The organism is Pontibacter sp. E15-1 (assembly GCF_022601975.1).
Classification (GTDB): domain Bacteria; phylum Bacteroidota; class Bacteroidia; order Cytophagales; family Hymenobacteraceae; genus Pontibacter.
The window spans coordinates 1-18,217 of sequence record NZ_JAKVIR010000005.1; the positions used below are offsets into that span (position 1 = coordinate 1).

Annotated in this window: 14 protein-coding genes; all 14 read left to right on the forward strand. The window is 48.4% G+C overall.

Annotated elements, in window-relative coordinates:
• Positions 1-1,071: 1,071 nt before the first annotated feature.
• A complete protein-coding gene (locus MKJ04_RS04620) occupies positions 1,072-2,427 on the forward strand; it encodes an exopolysaccharide biosynthesis polyprenyl glycosylphosphotransferase (RefSeq protein WP_241639769.1) in 1,356 nt (451 codons plus the stop codon).
• 50 nt (positions 2,428-2,477) lie between these two features.
• On the forward strand, positions 2,478-4,091 hold the full coding sequence (locus MKJ04_RS04625) for a hypothetical protein (protein WP_241639771.1): 1,614 nt from the start codon (positions 2,478-2,480) through the stop codon (positions 4,089-4,091).
• A 454-nt stretch (positions 4,092-4,545) separates the two neighbouring features.
• Positions 4,546-5,217: a polysaccharide biosynthesis/export family protein gene (locus MKJ04_RS04630; RefSeq protein ID WP_245402603.1), complete on the forward strand. Its 672-nt coding sequence runs from the start codon at positions 4,546-4,548 to the stop codon at positions 5,215-5,217.
• A 27-nt stretch (positions 5,218-5,244) separates the two neighbouring features.
• Positions 5,245-7,548, forward strand: coding sequence for a GumC family protein (locus MKJ04_RS04635; protein ID WP_241639775.1), 2,304 nt, complete (start codon positions 5,245-5,247; stop codon positions 7,546-7,548).
• Between the two features lie 253 nt (positions 7,549-7,801).
• The gene (locus MKJ04_RS04640; RefSeq protein WP_241639777.1) at positions 7,802-8,326 is read left to right on the forward strand and encodes a transcription termination/antitermination protein NusG; all 525 of its coding nucleotides are present in this window, start codon (positions 7,802-7,804) and stop codon (positions 8,324-8,326) included.
• A gap of 155 nt (positions 8,327-8,481) precedes the next feature.
• Positions 8,482-9,714 carry a hypothetical protein gene (locus MKJ04_RS04645; protein ID WP_241639779.1) on the forward strand — a complete coding sequence of 411 codons (1,233 nt, stop codon included), beginning with the start codon at positions 8,482-8,484 and terminating at the stop codon, positions 9,712-9,714.
• A gap of 13 nt (positions 9,715-9,727) precedes the next feature.
• Entirely contained in the window at positions 9,728-11,167 is a 1,440-nt protein-coding gene (locus MKJ04_RS04650) for a lipopolysaccharide biosynthesis protein (protein WP_241639780.1), read from the forward strand.
• Positions 11,164-11,946: a hypothetical protein gene (locus MKJ04_RS04655; RefSeq protein ID WP_241639781.1), complete on the forward strand. Its 783-nt coding sequence runs from the start codon at positions 11,164-11,166 to the stop codon at positions 11,944-11,946. The genes MKJ04_RS04650 and MKJ04_RS04655 overlap by 4 nt, the downstream gene beginning before the upstream one ends.
• Positions 11,936-12,916 (forward strand): glycosyltransferase family 2 protein, encoded by a 981-nt coding sequence (locus MKJ04_RS04660; protein WP_241639782.1) that lies wholly within the window; start codon positions 11,936-11,938, stop codon positions 12,914-12,916. The genes MKJ04_RS04655 and MKJ04_RS04660 overlap by 11 nt, the downstream gene beginning before the upstream one ends.
• Before the next feature lie 5 nt (positions 12,917-12,921).
• A complete protein-coding gene (locus MKJ04_RS04665) occupies positions 12,922-14,046 on the forward strand; it encodes a glycosyltransferase (RefSeq protein WP_241639783.1) in 1,125 nt (374 codons plus the stop codon).
• Positions 14,047-14,074: 28 nt separating this feature from the next.
• Positions 14,075-15,388 carry a hypothetical protein gene (locus tag MKJ04_RS04670; protein ID WP_241639784.1) on the forward strand — a complete coding sequence of 438 codons (1,314 nt, stop codon included), beginning with the start codon at positions 14,075-14,077 and terminating at the stop codon, positions 15,386-15,388.
• A 184-nt stretch (positions 15,389-15,572) separates the two neighbouring features.
• Complete coding sequence (locus MKJ04_RS04675; RefSeq protein ID WP_241639785.1) at positions 15,573-16,448, forward strand: glycosyltransferase family 2 protein; 876 nt, start codon at positions 15,573-15,575, stop codon at positions 16,446-16,448.
• A 26-nt stretch (positions 16,449-16,474) separates the two neighbouring features.
• Positions 16,475-17,575, forward strand: a complete 1,101-nt coding sequence (locus MKJ04_RS04680) for a DUF354 domain-containing protein (protein WP_317246703.1) — start codon at positions 16,475-16,477, stop codon at positions 17,573-17,575.
• Between the two features lie 426 nt (positions 17,576-18,001).
• A partial coding sequence (locus MKJ04_RS04685) for a hypothetical protein (RefSeq protein WP_241639786.1) occupies positions 18,002-18,217 on the forward strand: 216 nt, incomplete at its 3' end.

The following is an 18,217-nucleotide window of genomic DNA, read 5'->3' on the forward strand; positions in this document are numbered from 1 at the left end:
CTCCTTACTTTTTTCATCTTTCCACTTTTTAGGTTATTACTCTTAAACTTAACTTGTGGTCTGATTTTGCCGAGGTAGTATAAAGTAACATTGCACCTGAACGGTTTCTTTTCAACTTACACCTGGTCAGGGAAACTTGAACTTAAACAGCTAAGGCCCACTTTCGCACCGTCTCACAATTATTTGATTTACAAATCGATGTTAAATCAATTATTCATAGTATTTGTTTTTTAAATTATTAACTATCAATATCTTATAAATAAAGTTCGGAGATTGGGATATGGGATACCATGTTGATTTTACTGATTGCTTTTTCCAAACTTTATGTATAAATCTTCAAAAACATATATCTTTTATGTCATAGATACAATTCAACATGTATATTGTCGCATTCACATTACTTTCGCTTCTGTTCCCTAACAAAATTTAAATTTTAACATCTAATCGTACAGTTACATAGTATATTCAGAAACATTACGATAACTTTAACTTAATGCTAGCTTAACAAAAAGCCCGAATATAACTGGCCTGTTTGTATTTAATAACTAAACAAAATAGTTTTTAAAAAACTATTCCCAGGGTAATTCCTTAGGTGTAACATACTGATAATTAGCATTTACGAACATACATTTACGCTAAAATTGTTTATGCCTACATTATACGAAACAAACTAATTCTACATCTTTCAACTGCGTACTTAGCCCATTTTATCATTATCCTTGTGCAGCGAATGCCTGCATTTCTCCACCCCAATGTGTTGGGTCAAACAGCCATAGCGCCATCTACATTGATAACAAAACACTTAATTAATCAGCTCTCGTAAGGCTGAAGTTAATTTATATTAATTTTTAAATCTACAACTGGACTACTTGAATATTTCACCAATCTTTAGGGAGGGAATAGACTGCATAAAAATGGAACACCTGCCTGGCTTACCTTTAGAATGGAACAGTCCTAGGCGTAAACGTGCCCACAATCTCCAAGACTCTACCACCATTACAGGCCATCCTACTCATAAGATGACAAAAAGTACTTATCTGTTATTTTTTATAATCGATTAAAGTATAAATTATGATCAATGTACCGCAAAAGTTACCTGCTATTGTTTCCAGAAGATACATCACCCTACTGGCGCTTATAATTCTGGTGTCTCTATATATAATAGAGTATAAAGTAATCGATAATACAGACTGGGTTCTCACTGCCGACTTCCTACTTGTGATGTACTTGTTGCGTTTCTGGAAAGACCGAAACAGTGACAGGTGGTACAAAAGCATTAGTCACAAGGCCATCAATCTGGTTATTACATATTTAATCTTAGTGTGCCTCGCGTTTCTACTCTATTTTGTTTCTCCTGCCTCGCTCCCTGATTTTAACCTGAACGTGGCTTTTGTGTTTGGCTTGCCATTGTTGGGCATCCCTGTTAACCTAGTGGCAGTGCAGGTAGCCCGCCAGTTCAACGGCAAAAAAAGCACACTTATCGCCGGTGTCGGCAACCAGGCCGCCAATGTGGAGCACGAACTCCGAAACCGCCACATCAAAGGCTATATCCGTTGTAAGCGAGAGGAGTGCCTTGTGCGACAGGACCAGGTAGTAGGTGATCTGAGTGACATCCACAAATACCTGCAAGAAAACGCTGTAGACGAGATCGTCATAGCCCTTCCGGCAAAACCCTCCAAAAAAATTCGCGATATCCTGATTGCAGCCGATTATTTTGGAGTTCGGGTAAAGTATGTGCCCGATTACATAAACCTGTTTGGCAAATACAGCAAAACAAAACGCTTTGGGCACCTGGAGGCGGTAAATGTAAGACAGTTGCCCCTTGACGGCTCGTTGGCGTCCTTTCTGAAAAACAGCTTTGACTTTACCTTCTCCCTACTTGCCTTGGTATTGCTGCTGCCAGTCTTTATTGGCATAGCGATCAGTATAAAGCTTGATTCCCCCGGTCCGGTATTCTACTGCCCCATTCGTATTGGCAAAGCTAACAAGGCGTTCCGAGTCTTTAAGTTCAGGAGCATGTATAAAAATGACGGCGCAAAAGACGGGATCTTGTCTACGCAAATGAACGACCCTCGCGTGACCAGAATAGGGAGCCTGCTCCGAAAATACAGTCTGGATGAGCTGCCACAGTTTATAAATGTGCTGTTGGGAAATATGAGCGTGGTTGGGCCAAGGCCGCATCGCAGCTACCTCAACCAGCAAATGCAGGCAAGCGAAGACAAATACATGATCCGGCATTATTTCAAGCCGGGCATCACGGGCTGGGCCCAGGTAAACGGCTGGCGCGGACCCACAGAGACAAAAGAGCAGAAAAGCCAGCGTACCAAACACGACATCTGGTATATGGAAAACTGGTCACTGGGGCTTGATGTGAAAATTATCTGGCTTACCATTTTCGGTAGCAAAACACACCGGAGCGCCTTCTGAAAGCCCCTAACCCATACAATTGTTGAGAATTTGATGATGCGCGTTTCACTATGAGCAAAGCTATACTGGCAATCATTACCATCACCATTGTTTTCCTTAAGATGACTTCCGGTCAAACTAAGGAGCCTGTGCTTTACCATCACAACCCCGATCTTCGGCAAAAAGAATTGGTGAAGCAGCTGGGCCAGTCCGGGCTTAGTTATGGTTTATATGCCAATGAGGGTGAGGTTGAGGTAATAAACATGCTTCCAGATTTTTCCTACGCAGGATATAAAGGAGGTGGTGTGGCCATACCCGACCTCGCCGCAACAGTAACACTGGAGCCAAAGGAAGGCAACAACCGGGAGCGGATACAGGAAGCCATTGATCAGGTAAGCAGCATGCCGCTGAATGCGAATGGGTTCAGGGGGAAAGTGCTGCTGAAAACAGGCACATACCATATAGGAGGAAGCCTGAACATAACCAGCGCTGGAGTAGTGCTGGCTGGCGAGGGACAGGGCCACGATGGCACGGTTCTGATTGCTACAAAAAGATCGAGGCACACACTCATTAACTTGGGTGACGACTCAGCCGATCCGTCCATTCAAAAACAGTCAGTTACCCCGATCATATCAGCATATGTGCCCACGGGCGCGATCAGGTTTGCAGTGGAAAGCACCGCCGCATACCATGCCGGCGACACGATCCTGATCCAGAAAACACCCAACAAATGGTGGGTACGGCATCTCAAAATGGAAAAATACGGCTGGGACCCAGAGTCTTATTATATAGGCCATGAACGCATTGTTACTGCTGTTGAAGGGCAACACATCACAGTGAACATCCCGGTTGTAGACCCTGTGAAACAAGTAGAGGGCGGTGGAAGAATCTATCGTGTTGTGTGCAACAGGCAGACAAAAAACTCTGGTATAGAAAAGATCAGGCTTGTGTCGGAGTATGACCATGAGGAGGATGAAGAGCACGCCTGGTATGGGATAAAGCTGGCCATGGCCGAAAACTGCTGGGTCAGAGAGGTGACGTCTCAGTATTTTGGCTCCTCTGCAGTAACGATAGATAAGGCTTCGGCTTTCAACACCATTGAGGACTGTGCCATGCTGGAGCCCATGGCAAAGACAAAAGGCAGACGCAAGTATTCCTTCTTTATACAATCGGGCAGCTTCAACCTGATTCAGCGCTGCTATACCCTGGGGGGCCGGCACGACTACGTGACGGGGTCTAAGGTGAGCGGGCCGAATGTGTTTTTAGACAGCTATGCAGAGGGAGCCACCTCTGATATCGGCCCACACCTGAAATGGGCGACAGGCACTTTGTTCGATAACATTAAAGGGGGCAACCTCCGGGTAAGGAACCGCAAAAGCAGCGGAAGCGGCCACGGTTGGGCCGGAGCCCAAACCATGCTTTGGAACTGTGTGAGCACCTCGGCCAAGGGCATGACCTGTGAAAGCCCGCCAGGATACACCAACTGGATGGTCGGAGGCCAGGCCCAGCAATTTGTCGGCAATGGCTTTAAAACCCTGTCTCGCACCGAAGCCGCGCCTCGTAGCCTGTACCTGGCGCAACTGAAAGCCCGCCTCGGTGATGAAGCCATCAAAAGAGTATCCAGTCGGAAACAGAGAGCAAACACTATATATGTAGAGGTATCGAAATTAGCGACGGGAAGCTAACCATATATAAAACAAACTTAATTATAACTTATTTAATACAGCAGACTCAAACTTTAAGTAACGATACCATGTAGAAACTGTTCTAAACCATTTGTAAACAACTTGTGCGATGACTCTATATCATTGTGTTATAGCAATGCGGCAAACAGGAATTGGCAACAGAGACTGAAAAGGAATACTTATGTGTAATTATGTATATATCAATGATTTATTTTCAATTATAATAGTTTTACTTTAAACAAAATATACACATTGGCGTAAAACAATTTGCGTTAATTTTATAATTTTTATAATATTATGAATTGAGGTTTTCTTTACACCCTAGACTTTTTTGGTTATGAATAACAGCATATCTAAATTAACATTTGTAGTTTTTGCAAGTATAACCATCCTTGCATCTTGCACAAACAGAAGAAATGCGGTATACTTCAACAACATCCAGAATACGGAGTTTTTGAATGACGATCAACGTATAGAACCCCTCATTCAACGGAATGATTTACTAAGTATCACTGTGAGTAGCCTTAATCCGGAAGCGACGGAGATTTTCAATGTGCTCAATGTAAACACGACCCGCGGCTCAAACGCGACAAGCACCATCTCCCAGGCTGTGGGCTATCTGGTAGATCAGGACGGCAACATACAGATCCCCTTTCTGGGGAATGTAACAGCTGCCGGCCTGACGAAAATGGAACTGCGTGATGAACTGAGAGCGCAGTTTACATACAGGAAGCTTCTCATGGACCCTATCATAGACATCAGGTACCTGAACTACAAGGTATCTGTGCTAGGCGAAGTACAGCGCCCCTCGGTGCTCACGATTCCCAATGAAAAAATCACGTTGCTGGAGGCTCTTGGGTTAGCCGGGGACCTGACGATTTATGCAAACCGCGACAACGTGCTGCTTATCAGGGAAGAGCAAGGCAAGAAAAAGCTCATCCGGATAGACTTGACGAATGAAAACTTATTTACCTCTCCATACTATTACCTGAAGTCAGGCGACATTGTCTATGTCGAGCCAAACAAAACAAAGATCCAGAGCGCCGGAAGCGCCAAGCAATGGCTGCCTGTAATTTTCAGCGGAATATCAGTACTAGTGATCTCTATTGACCGGTTAACCAGATAATTCACGAACGCTAATCCCCTAGAAGTTATGGCACACTCTGAAGACAATTTGTTCGGTTCTCTCATGTATAGGTACTTCCCTTTCTGGCCTCTCTTCGTGCTCTTGTTGGCGGTCTCGATGGCTGGGGCGTGGGCATACATCAACATCTACGCTTTACCCATGTATGAGGTATCTGCCTCGCTGCTGATCAAGGACGAAAGGAAGGGGGTGAATGACTCTAAAATGACGGAGTCTATCGACGCCTTTACCTCCAATAAAATAGTGGAGAACGAGATAAACGTGATTCACTCGAATGCGCTGATGAGCCAGGTCGTCGATAAGCTGAAGCTCTATGCACCTGTATTCGAGGAAGATGAATTCAAGGCGATACCGGCCTATTCCACTTCACCGATCACTGTAAAACTGCGGAAGCCAGAGGAGGCCAAAGAACACTTAAAGGTCTATTTTACTTATAACAAGGATAAAAAGCGCGTGTTTATAGAGGGCAAAGAGTATAAATTGAACAAGTGGCTGAAAACCCCTTACGGGGAGCTGTCATTTTCGAAAAACAAAAACAAGAGCGCATCCTCCGACAATCCCTTTTACTTCTCTATACTAGACACCAAGGTGGTTACCAACCAGCTATTAGATGAAGTGACCATTGAGGCATCAAGCAAGCTGTCGACCGTGGTAGACCTCAGAATAAAAGACTACGTGCCGAAGCGCGGAGAGGACATCCTAAACACCCTGATCAAAACCTACACACAGGTGGCAATATCTGAGCGCAACAAGCTGGCCGCAAACACGCTCGACTTTGTGGAGAACCGCATCAAACTTGTGGAGTCGGAGTTGGAGGACCTGGAAAACAAGGTGGTGGAATACAAGTCCAGCAATAGTGCTGTAGACCTGAGCGAGCAAAGCCGGATATTTCTGAAAAGCGTGGGCGACAACGACCGGAAAATTGCCGAGATCAACTCGCAGCTCGCCGTGCTGGACAAAGTAGAGAAATATGTTGTCTCCAAAAACAAGACTGCTGGCATCGTGCCCTCTACATTGGGTATAAACGACCCTGTGTTGCTGCAACTGCTGCAAAAGCTGTACGACTCTGAAATACGGCATCAGAAATTGAGAAAAACCACCGCCGAAAACAACCCCATGCTGGTCTCTATTACCGATGAGGTGGAGAGTATCCGGCCAAGTCTTCTGGAGAACATCAACAACCAGCGGGTTAACCTGCTGGCTAGCAGATCTAATTTGACTGCCACGAGCAATTTTTATACTGTTGCGCTGCAGAACATCCCACAGAAAGAACGGGAGTTGTTTGAGCTGAACAGGCAGCAGGCTATCAAAAACGACGCTTACGGCTTTCTGCTCCAGAAACGGGAGGAAACTGTGCTCTCTTACGCCCCAAGCGCGGGCGATGTGCGGATCGTGGATATGGCGGAGGCATCTGTGATGCCTGCATTCCCGAAGCCGCTTTACATTTACCTGATTGCCCTGGTACTTTCCTGCGCCACGGGTTTCATCTTCATCGTCAGCAAAGAGCTCATGAACAGTAAACTGTTGTTCAGGTCAGAGATCACGGAGTACTGCAAATTGCCCATTGCCGCTGAGCTGTCTTTTGTAAAACAAGACAAAGACAAGTTATTCGGGCCGCCCTCCGAAACGTCGGTTATCGAGCAGTTCAGGCAGCTGCGGGCTACACTCGGCCTCTACGGGCGAACCTTCTCCAAAAAGAAAATCATGGTCACCTCCAATATTCCGGGTGAGGGAAAAAGCTATGTGAGTACCAATCTGGCCTATAGCTTGTCTTCCTCGGGCAAAAAGGTCATCCTGCTCGACTTTGACATGAGAAACCCCAGAACGTCTCTGCAGTTCGATCTATACAAGCAACGAGGCCTGATAGACTTCTTAAGCACCGAAATTAAGGCGGCAGACATCGTGACACAGACTAGTTTCGAGAACCTGTACATGATTCCGGCAGGCACAAACGTGGGAGACCATACCGAACTGCTGCTCAATGGCAAACTCAACCAACTGTTTGGTTACCTGGAGCAACATTTTGACTATATCGTGGTCGATACAGCCCCCATTGAGCTTGTGTCGGACGCCTATCTGCTGTCTGAGTACTGCGACATGACTTTACTGGTATTACGCCACGCCTATACCCCGAAAAACCTTGTACAGCGGCTGTCGCAGGGCAACCGGATCAATTCGATACCGAATGTTGCCATCGTTTTCAATGGCGTTAAGCCCAGGGGCTTTGTAAAAGGGCAGTATGGATACGGGTATGGTTTCGACAACGACGGCAGGTATAACGATAAAACCTACAAATCCCGAAACCTGGCTTAGCATACTCCGCTCTCCAATTTGGGGACATGGCCTGAAATGTGACCCATAGCATGAAGACGTGCCATGGGGGTAGGCTAAAACCCTACCCCACCCCTTTAACTGAATAAGAGGCATACGTTTCCGGCACCGATACAAGACTGGAAAGCAGCATGCAGTAAAATTATCTCATAAAGTCTTTTCTCCCGGTCGCGGTATGTGACTAAGGAAGGCGAAGCCGCATTCATTTGTCAGACAGTACAAAAGCGCACAGGAAATGGATAAAAAATGGTACGCAGTATACACCAAGCCCCATTGGGAGAAGAAAGTCGCTGAAAGTCTATCCTCACAGCAGTTCATCACTTATTGCCCACTTACCAAAACGGTGCACCAGTGGAGCGACAGGAAAAAGACGATATATGTGCCGTTGTTCACCTCCTATGTATTCGTGCTGGCTCTGGAAGGACAATTGGGCCTAGTAAAGAAAACAAAAGGAGTCATTAATCTGGTGTACTGGCAGGGGAAGCCTGCGGCAATCCGGGATCAGGAGATCGAACTTATCCGGAACTTCCTGAACGAGTACAGCCACGTGCGCCTCGGCAAGACTCCTTTTGCTGTGAACGATACAGTCAAGATAAGTTCAGGGTCATTTATCGATCAGGAGGGCACAATCGTGGCAGTCAAAAACCAGTACGCGGTGGTAGCGCTGCCCGCCTTGGGGTATACCCTATATGCCGAGATGGAAAAATCGAGGTTGGTAAAGGTTGCCGCCCCCGCAAGCCAGTCTGTGAAACCCCATTAAATTACCTTTTATACAACTCCCTTATGGTCTATCGCAACCGCAACACATCCGGCTATTTCCATACCCCCCCAGAGCAATCTGTCCGGGATGAACCACCGAGTGAACAAAACCATCTCAAACCAGTCCTTATACCTACTACAAGTGCCAAAACTCCCATGGATGAACATTTATCGGCTTTGGTACACATACTGGATAAGCAGCATATCAGGTATTTTCTACTGACTGACTTCGAGGCCGATTTTGACGCACGGGATGTCGATCTGTATGTGCACCCCGATTGTCAGTACGACTTCGAGCAAATCCTGCAGCAGACGGGGTGGTTTTTGCGCAAAGAGCCGCCACACCACTTCAACCATCATTTTTACTACTCTCCAGACCTGGCAGTTTTCCTGGATGTGAAGTACGGGCTTACATTTGCAAAAGCAAAAGACAAATGCTGCACTTACCTTGCGGCAGACAGCGCCATGGGACGCGTTATCCGTAACGGCAAGGGGGTATACAGGCCCAGTGGCCTTGACGCGCTGCTTTTATATGCCGCGCACCTTGCCTTTAAAGAGCGCGGAAAGCTTGAGGAGAAACACAGAAACTATCTCACCTTCTACCTCAAGACATACCAGCACGAGGTGAGTCCGCAGGACAACAAGCTCTTGGAAGACCTGCACGATTGGGCACTCCACTTTTTCCCCGACGGGGTTGATGAACTACAGCGTCTCCTGCGCCCCTACTTCGAACAGCAGCACCTGCGCATGGTGAGAAAGAAACCCAGGTTCAATTACGGCTTCGGACTGAAGATACTGTTCATAGGCACTGACGGGGCAGGGAAAACGACACTGATAGAAGCCGTGGGAAAAAAGATTAATCTCAAGACACGGAAACTGTATTTGGGTATGGGGGAAAATGGCTGGACCTCTCCCCTGACAAAACGCCTTTACCAAGCCAAAGTGAGCAGGAAACCGTTTAGCAAGCTGCTAAACCTCTTCAGAAACTTGGTCGTGTTACCTGCCGAGTTTATGTTACGGATCCTACCTGTGCAGCTGAAGGCGAAGTACGCCATCGTGTTGATCGACAGGTTCCCCGGCTCCATCCTCCTGCGCAACTCAAGGTTGACACAGCTTTACCGGGCCATTCTTCCAAAACCCGATCTGGTGTTCTTCCTGTATGCAGACCCTGAAGTGCTGGTAAATAGAAAGCCGAATGAAAGCACACTAGAGCGGAGCAAAAAAGAGGTTATCAAGTTTCGCAAAGTGGCCGAAACGGTTTCAGCTGGCCATTACATCCCAATCGACACTGCTTCCCTGACGATTGCAGAGGCCAGAGATCAGATCATTTCGGAGATATACAAGAATGCAAAAGTGCATGCCGCCCTTTTAACATCACCCCTACCCTAACCTCCCCGTACTTATGGCTGTCGCGAGTGTAAAATCACAAATCCTTTCCGGTCTGAAATGGAATTCGTTAAGCGTGTTTGCCACGCGTGGCACCGACTTTCTGGTCAAGCTGGTACTTGCCCGCTTGCTGCTGCCAGAGGCCTTTGGGGTAGTGGGCATGGCCATGGTCATCATCGGTTTCCTAGGTGTGGTATCGGATATGGGCCTGTTTAATGCCCTGGTGCAAAAAAAACAGGATGCCCAGACAGACGACCGGTACGCAACGGCTTTTTGGCTGCTGCTCGCGCTGGCGACAGGCTTCGTCATTAGCTTTTTCGTGTTCCTCTCCCCGCTGGGTGCCAGCTTTTACAACGAGCCGAAACTAATCCCCATACTCAACGCCCTGAGCATCTATTTGTTCTTCAGTATTTCTGACATCGTTCCGAGGGTAATCCTGACCCGGCAGCTGAATTTTAAAAAACTCGTGCGGATCTCCATTAGCGGAACCGCAGTGAGCTCTGTGATTGCGGTCGTGCTTGCCCTGTCAGGGTTCGGGGTGTGGAGTTTAGTGATGAAGTATCTGGTCAGCGCGGTTACGGTATCCGCCTCTTACTGGCTGAATATAGGGTGGAAGCCCCGATTTGTGTTTAGGCGCGAGCTCTTGGTTCAGATGGCAGGCTACAGCACCTACACCCAAATCAACAGCATCCTTTTCTACTTCAGACACAACCTGGATTACCTGATTATCGGAAAACTTATGAGTGCGCACGTGCTGGGTGTGTATACCCTGGCATTCACGCTGAGTGAAGTGCTTCGGGCCCAACTCTACTCTATCTTTAACAAGGTTTTTTTTCCGATTTACAGCAAGGTGCAGGACGACAGGGAGCAAATAAAAAATTACTACCTGAAAATAATGAAGTTGACCGCTATCCTCACTTTTCCGGTATCCATCATTTCCATTGGCCTGGCAGAGGACCTCATACTTGTTTTCTTTGGGGAGAAGTGGCTCGAGGCCGTTGCGCCATTGCAGATTCTATCAGTGGCGTCCATGATTTTCGCCATATCCGGCACGCCTGCTGAAGTCCTGAAGGGCATCGGCAAGCCCTCTGTCGGCTTTTACCTGAACCTGCTCAACACATTCGTGGTGGCAGTCCCGCTTATTTATCTGGGTATGAAGCATTTTGGCTTGGTGGGCGTCGCTTTTGCGGTGTGCATCCATTACACCACCTCCCGGATAAGCTACCACTACTTTATGAAAAAATACATTCAGGTGACCAATAAGGAGGTGTTTGAGGCGCTGAAGCCTCCCCTGTTTGCGGCAGCTATCATGTTTAGCATTATTTATTGCATCAAAATGCTCGATTTAAAGCCAATCTTCAATATTCTTTTTGCGGGCACCGCTGGCCTGCTGGCCTACAGCCTGTACTTGATTGGCGAGTTTAAGCTGGCGTTTATCCAATTAAAGAAAAGATGATGCAGGAACTCCTGAGAAAAGGGTGGAAAATGCTGAGAAGGCCGACGCTGATCTATCACGTGGGCAACCGGACCTACAAGGTGTTCACGCCGTATGGGGCCAACCATAAGGCAGCGGAACTGAGCGGCAACAGCGGCGCCATGCAAGCGAAGTTCTGGGAAAACCAGGTGTTGGCGATTGAGCCGCAGCTTTTCGGATTTGCCATGCAGCGGGGAGAGCCTATTTCACCAGTCAGTGTAGAGATTGCGGATGCTTTTATCGCGGCCAAACTGCGGCAAGCGCTTGAGCAGCCCAACCAATGGCGGACCGTGGCAGAAGGCCTGGACTTTTGCCGCTTGCGCCACCTTGGCCACAAAGGCATGTGCCTGCGTTTGCTGCGCAAGGCCGAAGAGGAACTAAACACCGTGTACCTGCCCCAGACCAGTAGCCACGGAGACCTGCACATAGACAACATGGTACTGCTCGACCAGCAAACGAAGCTCATAGACTGGAGCATGTTTAACCCCCGCGGAACCTTTGTTACGGACTATATACATTATTACAACAACCAGGTGAAAATACTTTCGAAGGAAAGCTGGACAAGATCAATCCTGAAGAGGCACCCTGAGATCGAAGCGCTGGCATCACAGGTTGGCAGCACCCCCCGCCTCCTGAAGCTGGCCTACGCGCTGGCAAGGATCTCAGGAGAAACGCTTCAGTCCAGATACCTGAGCCGAGTGGCAACTAAGCAAGTAGAAAAGTATAATTATGTGCTTACCCAACTGCAGCATGAATCCTGAAAACATCTCATTCAGCGTAATTATCCCTCTATACAACAAGGAAGAGCAAGTTGCGGAATCCATCGCGTCTGCTTTAGGGCAGACGTATCCCGCATTTGAAGTGATCGTGGTGAACGATGGCTCCACCGACAGGAGCTTAGCCGCGGCGCAGTCTCTCTCAGATCATAGGCTCACGGTCTATTCGAAGAAAAACGGGGGCGTTTCGGATGCCCGTAATTTTGGGGTCAGCAAGTCAAGTCACCCCCTTGTCGCTTTTCTGGATGCAGATGATCTGTGGGAGCCCAATTATCTGACAGAGATGGCGAAACTGATTGAAGCATATCCCGCTTGCGGCATGTATGGGTCTGCCTATCGCATCGTCAAAACTACAAAACATCAGTATGCCTGCACCAGCCTCCCACAGGGCATCCTCCACGATTTCTTTAAGGTCAGGCTACAGCACCATATCATGCGCACCTCTGCCACAGTGGTGCAGAAGAATGCGCTTGAAAGTGTCGGCGGCTTTCCTGTGGGCATGATCGGTGGCGAAGATGATTACACGTGGGCTAAAATCGCGGTGAAGCACAAGGCCGCCTTCACGCCCAAGGTACTGGTGACCTACAACCACATCTACAGCACTGTGTTTTTCCGGAAAGGCAAACTTGACACTTGTAAAGAGTCATGGTTTGATTTTTACGAGAGCGGGAATTTTTACAGGAATGAGTTTATCGCCAGCAAAGCCATACATGCCGCCATACGCTATGCCCTGGGCTCGCCGCAGGCCAAAAGTGTAGCCATCGAGCAGCAAACCAGGTTTACTGTCCTTTCCAAGAAGAAGTGGCGCTATCTCTACATCCTCAACCGGGTACCCTACGGCGGCATCAGGCTATACATCGCATTCAAAAACGCCTACCGGTCTGCCAAGAGCCGTTGGCTGACCATGTCTGCCGAATTAAAAGGCGGCCATTTTGAACAGGCACCCTCAACTTAACGCATATGAAAATAGCTTTTTTCTATCGAAGACTGAACCAGGGCGGGATCCAGCGCATGATCCTGAACTGCGCGGAGTACCTTACAAACGCAGGCCATGACGTAAGTGTCGTGCTGATGCGGCAGGAGGGCGAGTACCTGAAACTACTGGACCAAAAAGTCAGGGTCATACCTTTTAGAAGCGCAAATAAAACCGATCTCTTCCGGTCTTTCACGGAGATCCTGCAGCGCGAGAAGTTTGATGTGCTGTTCACGGCTACTCCCCCACTGAACATATTCGCTGTGCTCTGCAAGCGCCTTTCACACTCAAAGACGAAAATTATTATTTCTGAGCGGAACAACACGGCATCCTTGTTTAAAGACAACAGGCTGACGGTGTCAAAACTCACCTTCCTGGCTATCCCGCTTTTCTACAGGTTTGCCGATTGCGTCGTGGCCGTCTCCAGAGGGCTGGCCGACAACCTATCCTCCACTGCCCGTATCCCACGTCAGCGCGTCCGGACCATCTATAACCCTGCCTTTACCAACAAACTGCTACAGCACCAGGCCGATGCCGTAACCCATCCCTGGATTTTAAAGAAACAGGTGCCTGTGCTCATCAATGTGGCCCGACTATCTATAGCCAAAAACCACATGTTGCTTATACGCGCAGTGGAAAAGGTGCTGGAAACGCGGCAAGTGAAGCTGCTCATTGTGGGCGAAGGCCCGCTTCGGGACGTGTTGCAGGACGAGATAAACATGCGCGGGTTGCAGGATCACGTAGCCATGGTGGGCTTCCAGCTGCACCCTGTCTCGTGGGTGGCAAAGGCAGACCTCTTTGTGCTATCCTCTGATTATGAGGGATTCGGGAACGTGGTGGTAGAAGCCCTGGCAACAGGTATAACCGTAGTGACCACCGACTGCGATTACGGACCAGCAGAGATCATCAACGAGGGGGAGTTTGGCTACCTGGCCAAGGTTGGGGACGAAGATGATCTGGCGCGCAAAATCTGTTACGCCCTGGACCATCCGCTGGCGAAGGAAGGACAGGTAGGCAGGGCCGGGGAGTTTCATGAAGACAACATCATGCAACAGTACAGCGCACTGTTTGAGTCGCTTTTGCCCTCTGGCAGTTACCTGACCGCTTCCTGACTTACAAGTATTTCTAAGCATCGCCGGTATGAGATTTTACAAAAACTATGTTGCTCTGATTTTGTTGCTTGCCCTTACGCTCAACTGGGTGGTGGAAGGGAGCAATTATCTCGGGAAGGTGGATATGAACCTGAACCTGTTCCCTAAGTTCTCCATTATGGTTGTTGAGGTTTTTCAATTCCTGGTGCTCCTCAGGCTGCTGCTGCTCTATCCCAGAAACAGGTTCATAATGGCGTCGACGGTGGCTGTGGCCGTATTTTGCGTATTCGAGTTTATGGTGTTTATGGCCGTAAAGGCTGACCCACTTGTATGGGTCTCTGGCATCCGCTATTACTTTTCCTTCTTTCCGCTACTCCTAATCGCATACTTGCTTGCCTCAAACGGATATTCGCTGAAAAGGGAGTTTAACTGGCTGATGCTGTTGGTGCTTTTTCAGGTGCCGGTTGCCGTGTATCAGTTTTTCAACCTGTCAGACATACAGATCGTGAACGACAGGCAGCTGCTCTACGACATTATCTCCGGCACCATGGGGGGCATAGCTTCCAACCTGATGTCACTGGTCATAGGCATTGCGCTGCTTTACTTTCTGATCAAGTTCGTCGAGGAGAAAAGGCCCCTGTACATAGTGCTCGCCTGTTTGCTGGTGGTGCCTCCAATTCTGGCCGAGGCAAAAGGCATGCTGATCGTAATCTTCATTGTGCTGCTTTACCTGGCGTTTGTCTATAAGTTCAGCCTTTCCAGATTTTTGCTGCTGGGTGGTCTGGCTACCCTCCTCTTGGTCGGCTTTAATTATACCTATACCCTCCTTGGCTATGGCGAGCCCATCACACTTACTTATTTGATAGACTATGTGCAAAGCGAGTCAGGGGGAGGCCGGCTTTCCAGGATCGATTCCATTGTGCACAGCTTCTCGTTGCTCTCTAATAACGACACCCTTTTTCTGGGTATGGGTATTGGCAATGCAAACAAAAGCCCCCTCGGGCAGGACGGTCAGTATTATGATTTCTATACCATTCGGCACAGCATCGACATTCTGGTGGCTGAAACCGGCCTGCTGGGCATAGTGCTTTTCAGCTTCCTGATTGCCAGAATGATATGGGTATCGCGGAGCCTGCTCAAGAACAAATACGGCATGCTTCAGAAAGATGAACTATTGCTGACCAGAGTGTTTCTGGGATCCGTGTTTGTCTTCATCTATGGCCTGTTTTGGGTAGACGTGCTGTATCGGGTGCAGTTCATGTATCCTTTTGGGATGATGGCTGGGTATGTAATAGGCTTGCATGCCAGAGTAAATGCAGTGGAGGAGCCGGAAGAGGCCCTTCAGTATCAATTACAGAAGTAGCCTGACGGGTTTTGCGCGCTATCCAGGCAAGCCCCAGCTTATGCTAGCCTAAGTGGCTATACCAGGCTCTGAGACGGGTATAAACGCCAAAGTGTGGCGTTGGCCTCGCTTAGGTTCTGCCAGGTCTGCACCTATTTCCCAGCTCATTAATACCCTCATAGCACTTTTAACTTAATCGCGCCGCATGAAACTGTTAATCATCACTCCGTTCAAAAATGAGGAAAAATCCATCGCCAAGACCATCGAATCCATTAGCTCGCAAACGGTAAAGCCCACGGCCTGGATACTGGTAGATGATAGCTCAGATGACACTTCCCCACAGATTGTGCAGCAGTATTGCCAGAACCAGGGGTATATGCATTACTGCGTTATGGAGCGCAAGGCCGACAGCAGGGCAACCGGCAAGAACGTGATAGACGTCTTTAACTTTGGGCTGACCCGCGCCAATGCGCTTGGCGTAACCTGGGACGTCGTTCTGAAACTGGATGCCGACCTGGTCATTGAGCGTTCGGACTACCTTGGCTTTATCTTATCAAAATTTACCAGCTATCCGCTATTGGGTATTGCCAGCGGGGCTACCTATGTGCTGTCTAACGGCGAAAAAAAGGTAGAGTCAAAACATAAATGGCACACACAGGGGCCCAACAAGTTCTATCGAAAGGCCTGCCTGGAAGCGATGGGGGGATTGAAGCCTTTCAAGGGGTGGGATGGCGTTGACGACATATTGGCCAGGCACCATGGATATGTGACCGAAAAGTTTTTCGAGCAGCCCATACTGCACCTATACCCCACCCAGACGCGCCATGCGGAGGGAGGAGTGCGCCATGGGATACGGAGAGAGGCCGCCAGTTACCAGAACAGGGATTACCCTGTATACATGTTCTTTCTGAAATCCGCCAAACTCATGCTGGACAGGAAATTTGAGGAAGCCTATCTATTCCTGTTTTATGGCCTGCGGCAGAAATTCTCCGCCGATCCGCTCGTCACGAAGGAAGAAGGCAGGATTATAAGAGAGTTTCTGAAGCACAGGTTTTTAAACCAGCTCAAATACACAGCCTAGCGAGGTGCCATACCTTTATGTGTAGTATGGCTGCACACCTATACTGCTCAAACAAGTTTCTCCACAAGCAACTAACCGATGCCACCATGAAGGTTTTAGTCGATATCAACCATCCCGCCCACGTCCATTATTTCCGGAACTTCGCCAGAATAATGCACCGCGAAGGGCACGACATTGCGTTCGTTGCCCGTGACAAAGAAATGGCGCACCGGTTGTTAAGCCTGTACGGCATAGCGTATCAAGGCCGAGGCAGGGGCAAGAGCAGCAAAGTCGGCAAGTTTCTGTATCTGCTTTATGCTGATTTGAGATTGCTTCAGATTTCCCAACAGTTCAAGCCTGACGTATACCTTAACTTCCTGCACCCATACCCTTCTCAGGTGGCGCGCTTGCTGGGCAAAACCTCTCTCGTTTTCAGCGACACCGAGCACGCCAGCCTGCACCATATCCTTACAGTGCCCTTCGCCACCAAAGTGTATACCCCCTCGTGCTACCGCCTCGACTTAGGCCCCAAGCACGTGCGCTTTAACGGCTATATGGAGTTGGCATACCTCCATCCCAATTACTTTACCCCAAATCCTGATATTCTGCTCCGACTTGGCTTATCGCAACATGAGCCGTATGTGATCGTTCGGTTTGTTTCCTGGGCCGCGGCCCATGACTACGGGCATACAGGCATGACCCTGGCAAACAAGCGCAGGGCCGTCGAGTTGATGGCCCGATACGCAAGGGTATTTATCACTTCGGAGGGCGAGTTGCCAGACGACCTGGAGGCTTACCGCATAAAAATCCCATTCGACATGATGCATGATGCCATTTATTACAGCAGCCTTCTTTTCGGGGAAAGCGCCACCATGGCCTCAGAAGCGGCAGTATTGGGTACGCCCTCCATTTTTATGGACAATGACGGAAGAGGCTATACCGACGACGAGGAGCATAAATACGGCCTTGTGTTTAATTTTAAAGAAACTGACCAGGGGCAGCAAAACGCCATTGCCCAAGCTATAGAAATTCTGCAAGACAGGTCAAACTCCAAAAAATTCAAGGAAAAAAGGGAAGTGCTCTTAGCGGATTGTATCGACACCACACAATTTATGGTAGATCAAGTAATGCAATATGAAAACACGTAAGTGCCGGGACTTCGGATCGAGATTTATGGTTAAGGAGCAGGTATGTATGGTATATTCAAAGATCATTTCCAATAGCTTGACACAGAGCAATGAATGCTTCCGAGATAGTAACCTCTGCCTGCATCTGACTTTGGCCTATTGCAAGGTAAAGCTTTAACAAAGTTTTATTTGACTTTTACTTAGTTTATACCATCATAGGCAATTCATATATCCATATAGTGCAACAAAAACTTTAGTACCCCATATACCTTAGGAATATTTCATCCGACGAAAGCCTGTACTGTTCATACACATGAAAGTGCGGGCTACTACCCTGCCGTAGCTGCACACACGCTTGCCTTGTAGCCCGTTTCTTCCCCAAAGCAGTGCCCTCACTTTATCATATCCCCAAAAGACCATTCTCACCACAAAAACATTTACCTAGATATGAAATTTTATACTCTCCTGCTTGCCTGTTTATTGTATACCTTTCACCTGGTAGCCCAAACGACTATTATACCTTTCAACTCATCGTGGAAGTACCTTGACAACGGGTCGGACCAGGGCACGGCCTGGCGCGGCGGGTCCTTCAACGACGCGGCCTGGAAGTCCGGCCCGGGCAAGCTCGGCTACGGCATCCCCGACGCCACCACCGTGGTCAGC

Bases quoted from the DNA above. Each gene is read 5' to 3' on its own strand.
- MKJ04_RS04620 (WP_241639769.1), top strand. From the start codon at position 1,072: ATGATCAATGTACCGCAAAAGTTACCTGCTATTGTTTCCAGAAGATAC.
- MKJ04_RS04625 (WP_241639771.1), top strand. From the start codon at position 2,478: ATGAGCAAAGCTATACTGGCAATCATTACCATCACCATTGTTTTCCTT.
- MKJ04_RS04635 (WP_241639775.1), top strand. From the start codon at position 5,245: ATGGCACACTCTGAAGACAATTTGTTCGGTTCTCTCATGTATAGGTAC.
- MKJ04_RS04640 (WP_241639777.1), top strand. From the start codon at position 7,802: ATGGATAAAAAATGGTACGCAGTATACACCAAGCCCCATTGGGAGAAG.
- MKJ04_RS04645 (WP_241639779.1), top strand. From the start codon at position 8,482: ATGGATGAACATTTATCGGCTTTGGTACACATACTGGATAAGCAGCAT.
- MKJ04_RS04650 (WP_241639780.1), top strand. From the start codon at position 9,728: ATGGCTGTCGCGAGTGTAAAATCACAAATCCTTTCCGGTCTGAAATGG.
- MKJ04_RS04655 (WP_241639781.1), top strand. From the start codon at position 11,164: ATGATGCAGGAACTCCTGAGAAAAGGGTGGAAAATGCTGAGAAGGCCG.
- MKJ04_RS04660 (WP_241639782.1), top strand. From the start codon at position 11,936: ATGAATCCTGAAAACATCTCATTCAGCGTAATTATCCCTCTATACAAC.
- MKJ04_RS04665 (WP_241639783.1), top strand. From the start codon at position 12,922: ATGAAAATAGCTTTTTTCTATCGAAGACTGAACCAGGGCGGGATCCAG.
- MKJ04_RS04670 (WP_241639784.1), top strand. From the start codon at position 14,075: ATGAGATTTTACAAAAACTATGTTGCTCTGATTTTGTTGCTTGCCCTT.
- MKJ04_RS04675 (WP_241639785.1), top strand. From the start codon at position 15,573: ATGAAACTGTTAATCATCACTCCGTTCAAAAATGAGGAAAAATCCATC.
- MKJ04_RS04680 (WP_317246703.1), top strand. From the start codon at position 16,475: ATGGCTGCACACCTATACTGCTCAAACAAGTTTCTCCACAAGCAACTA.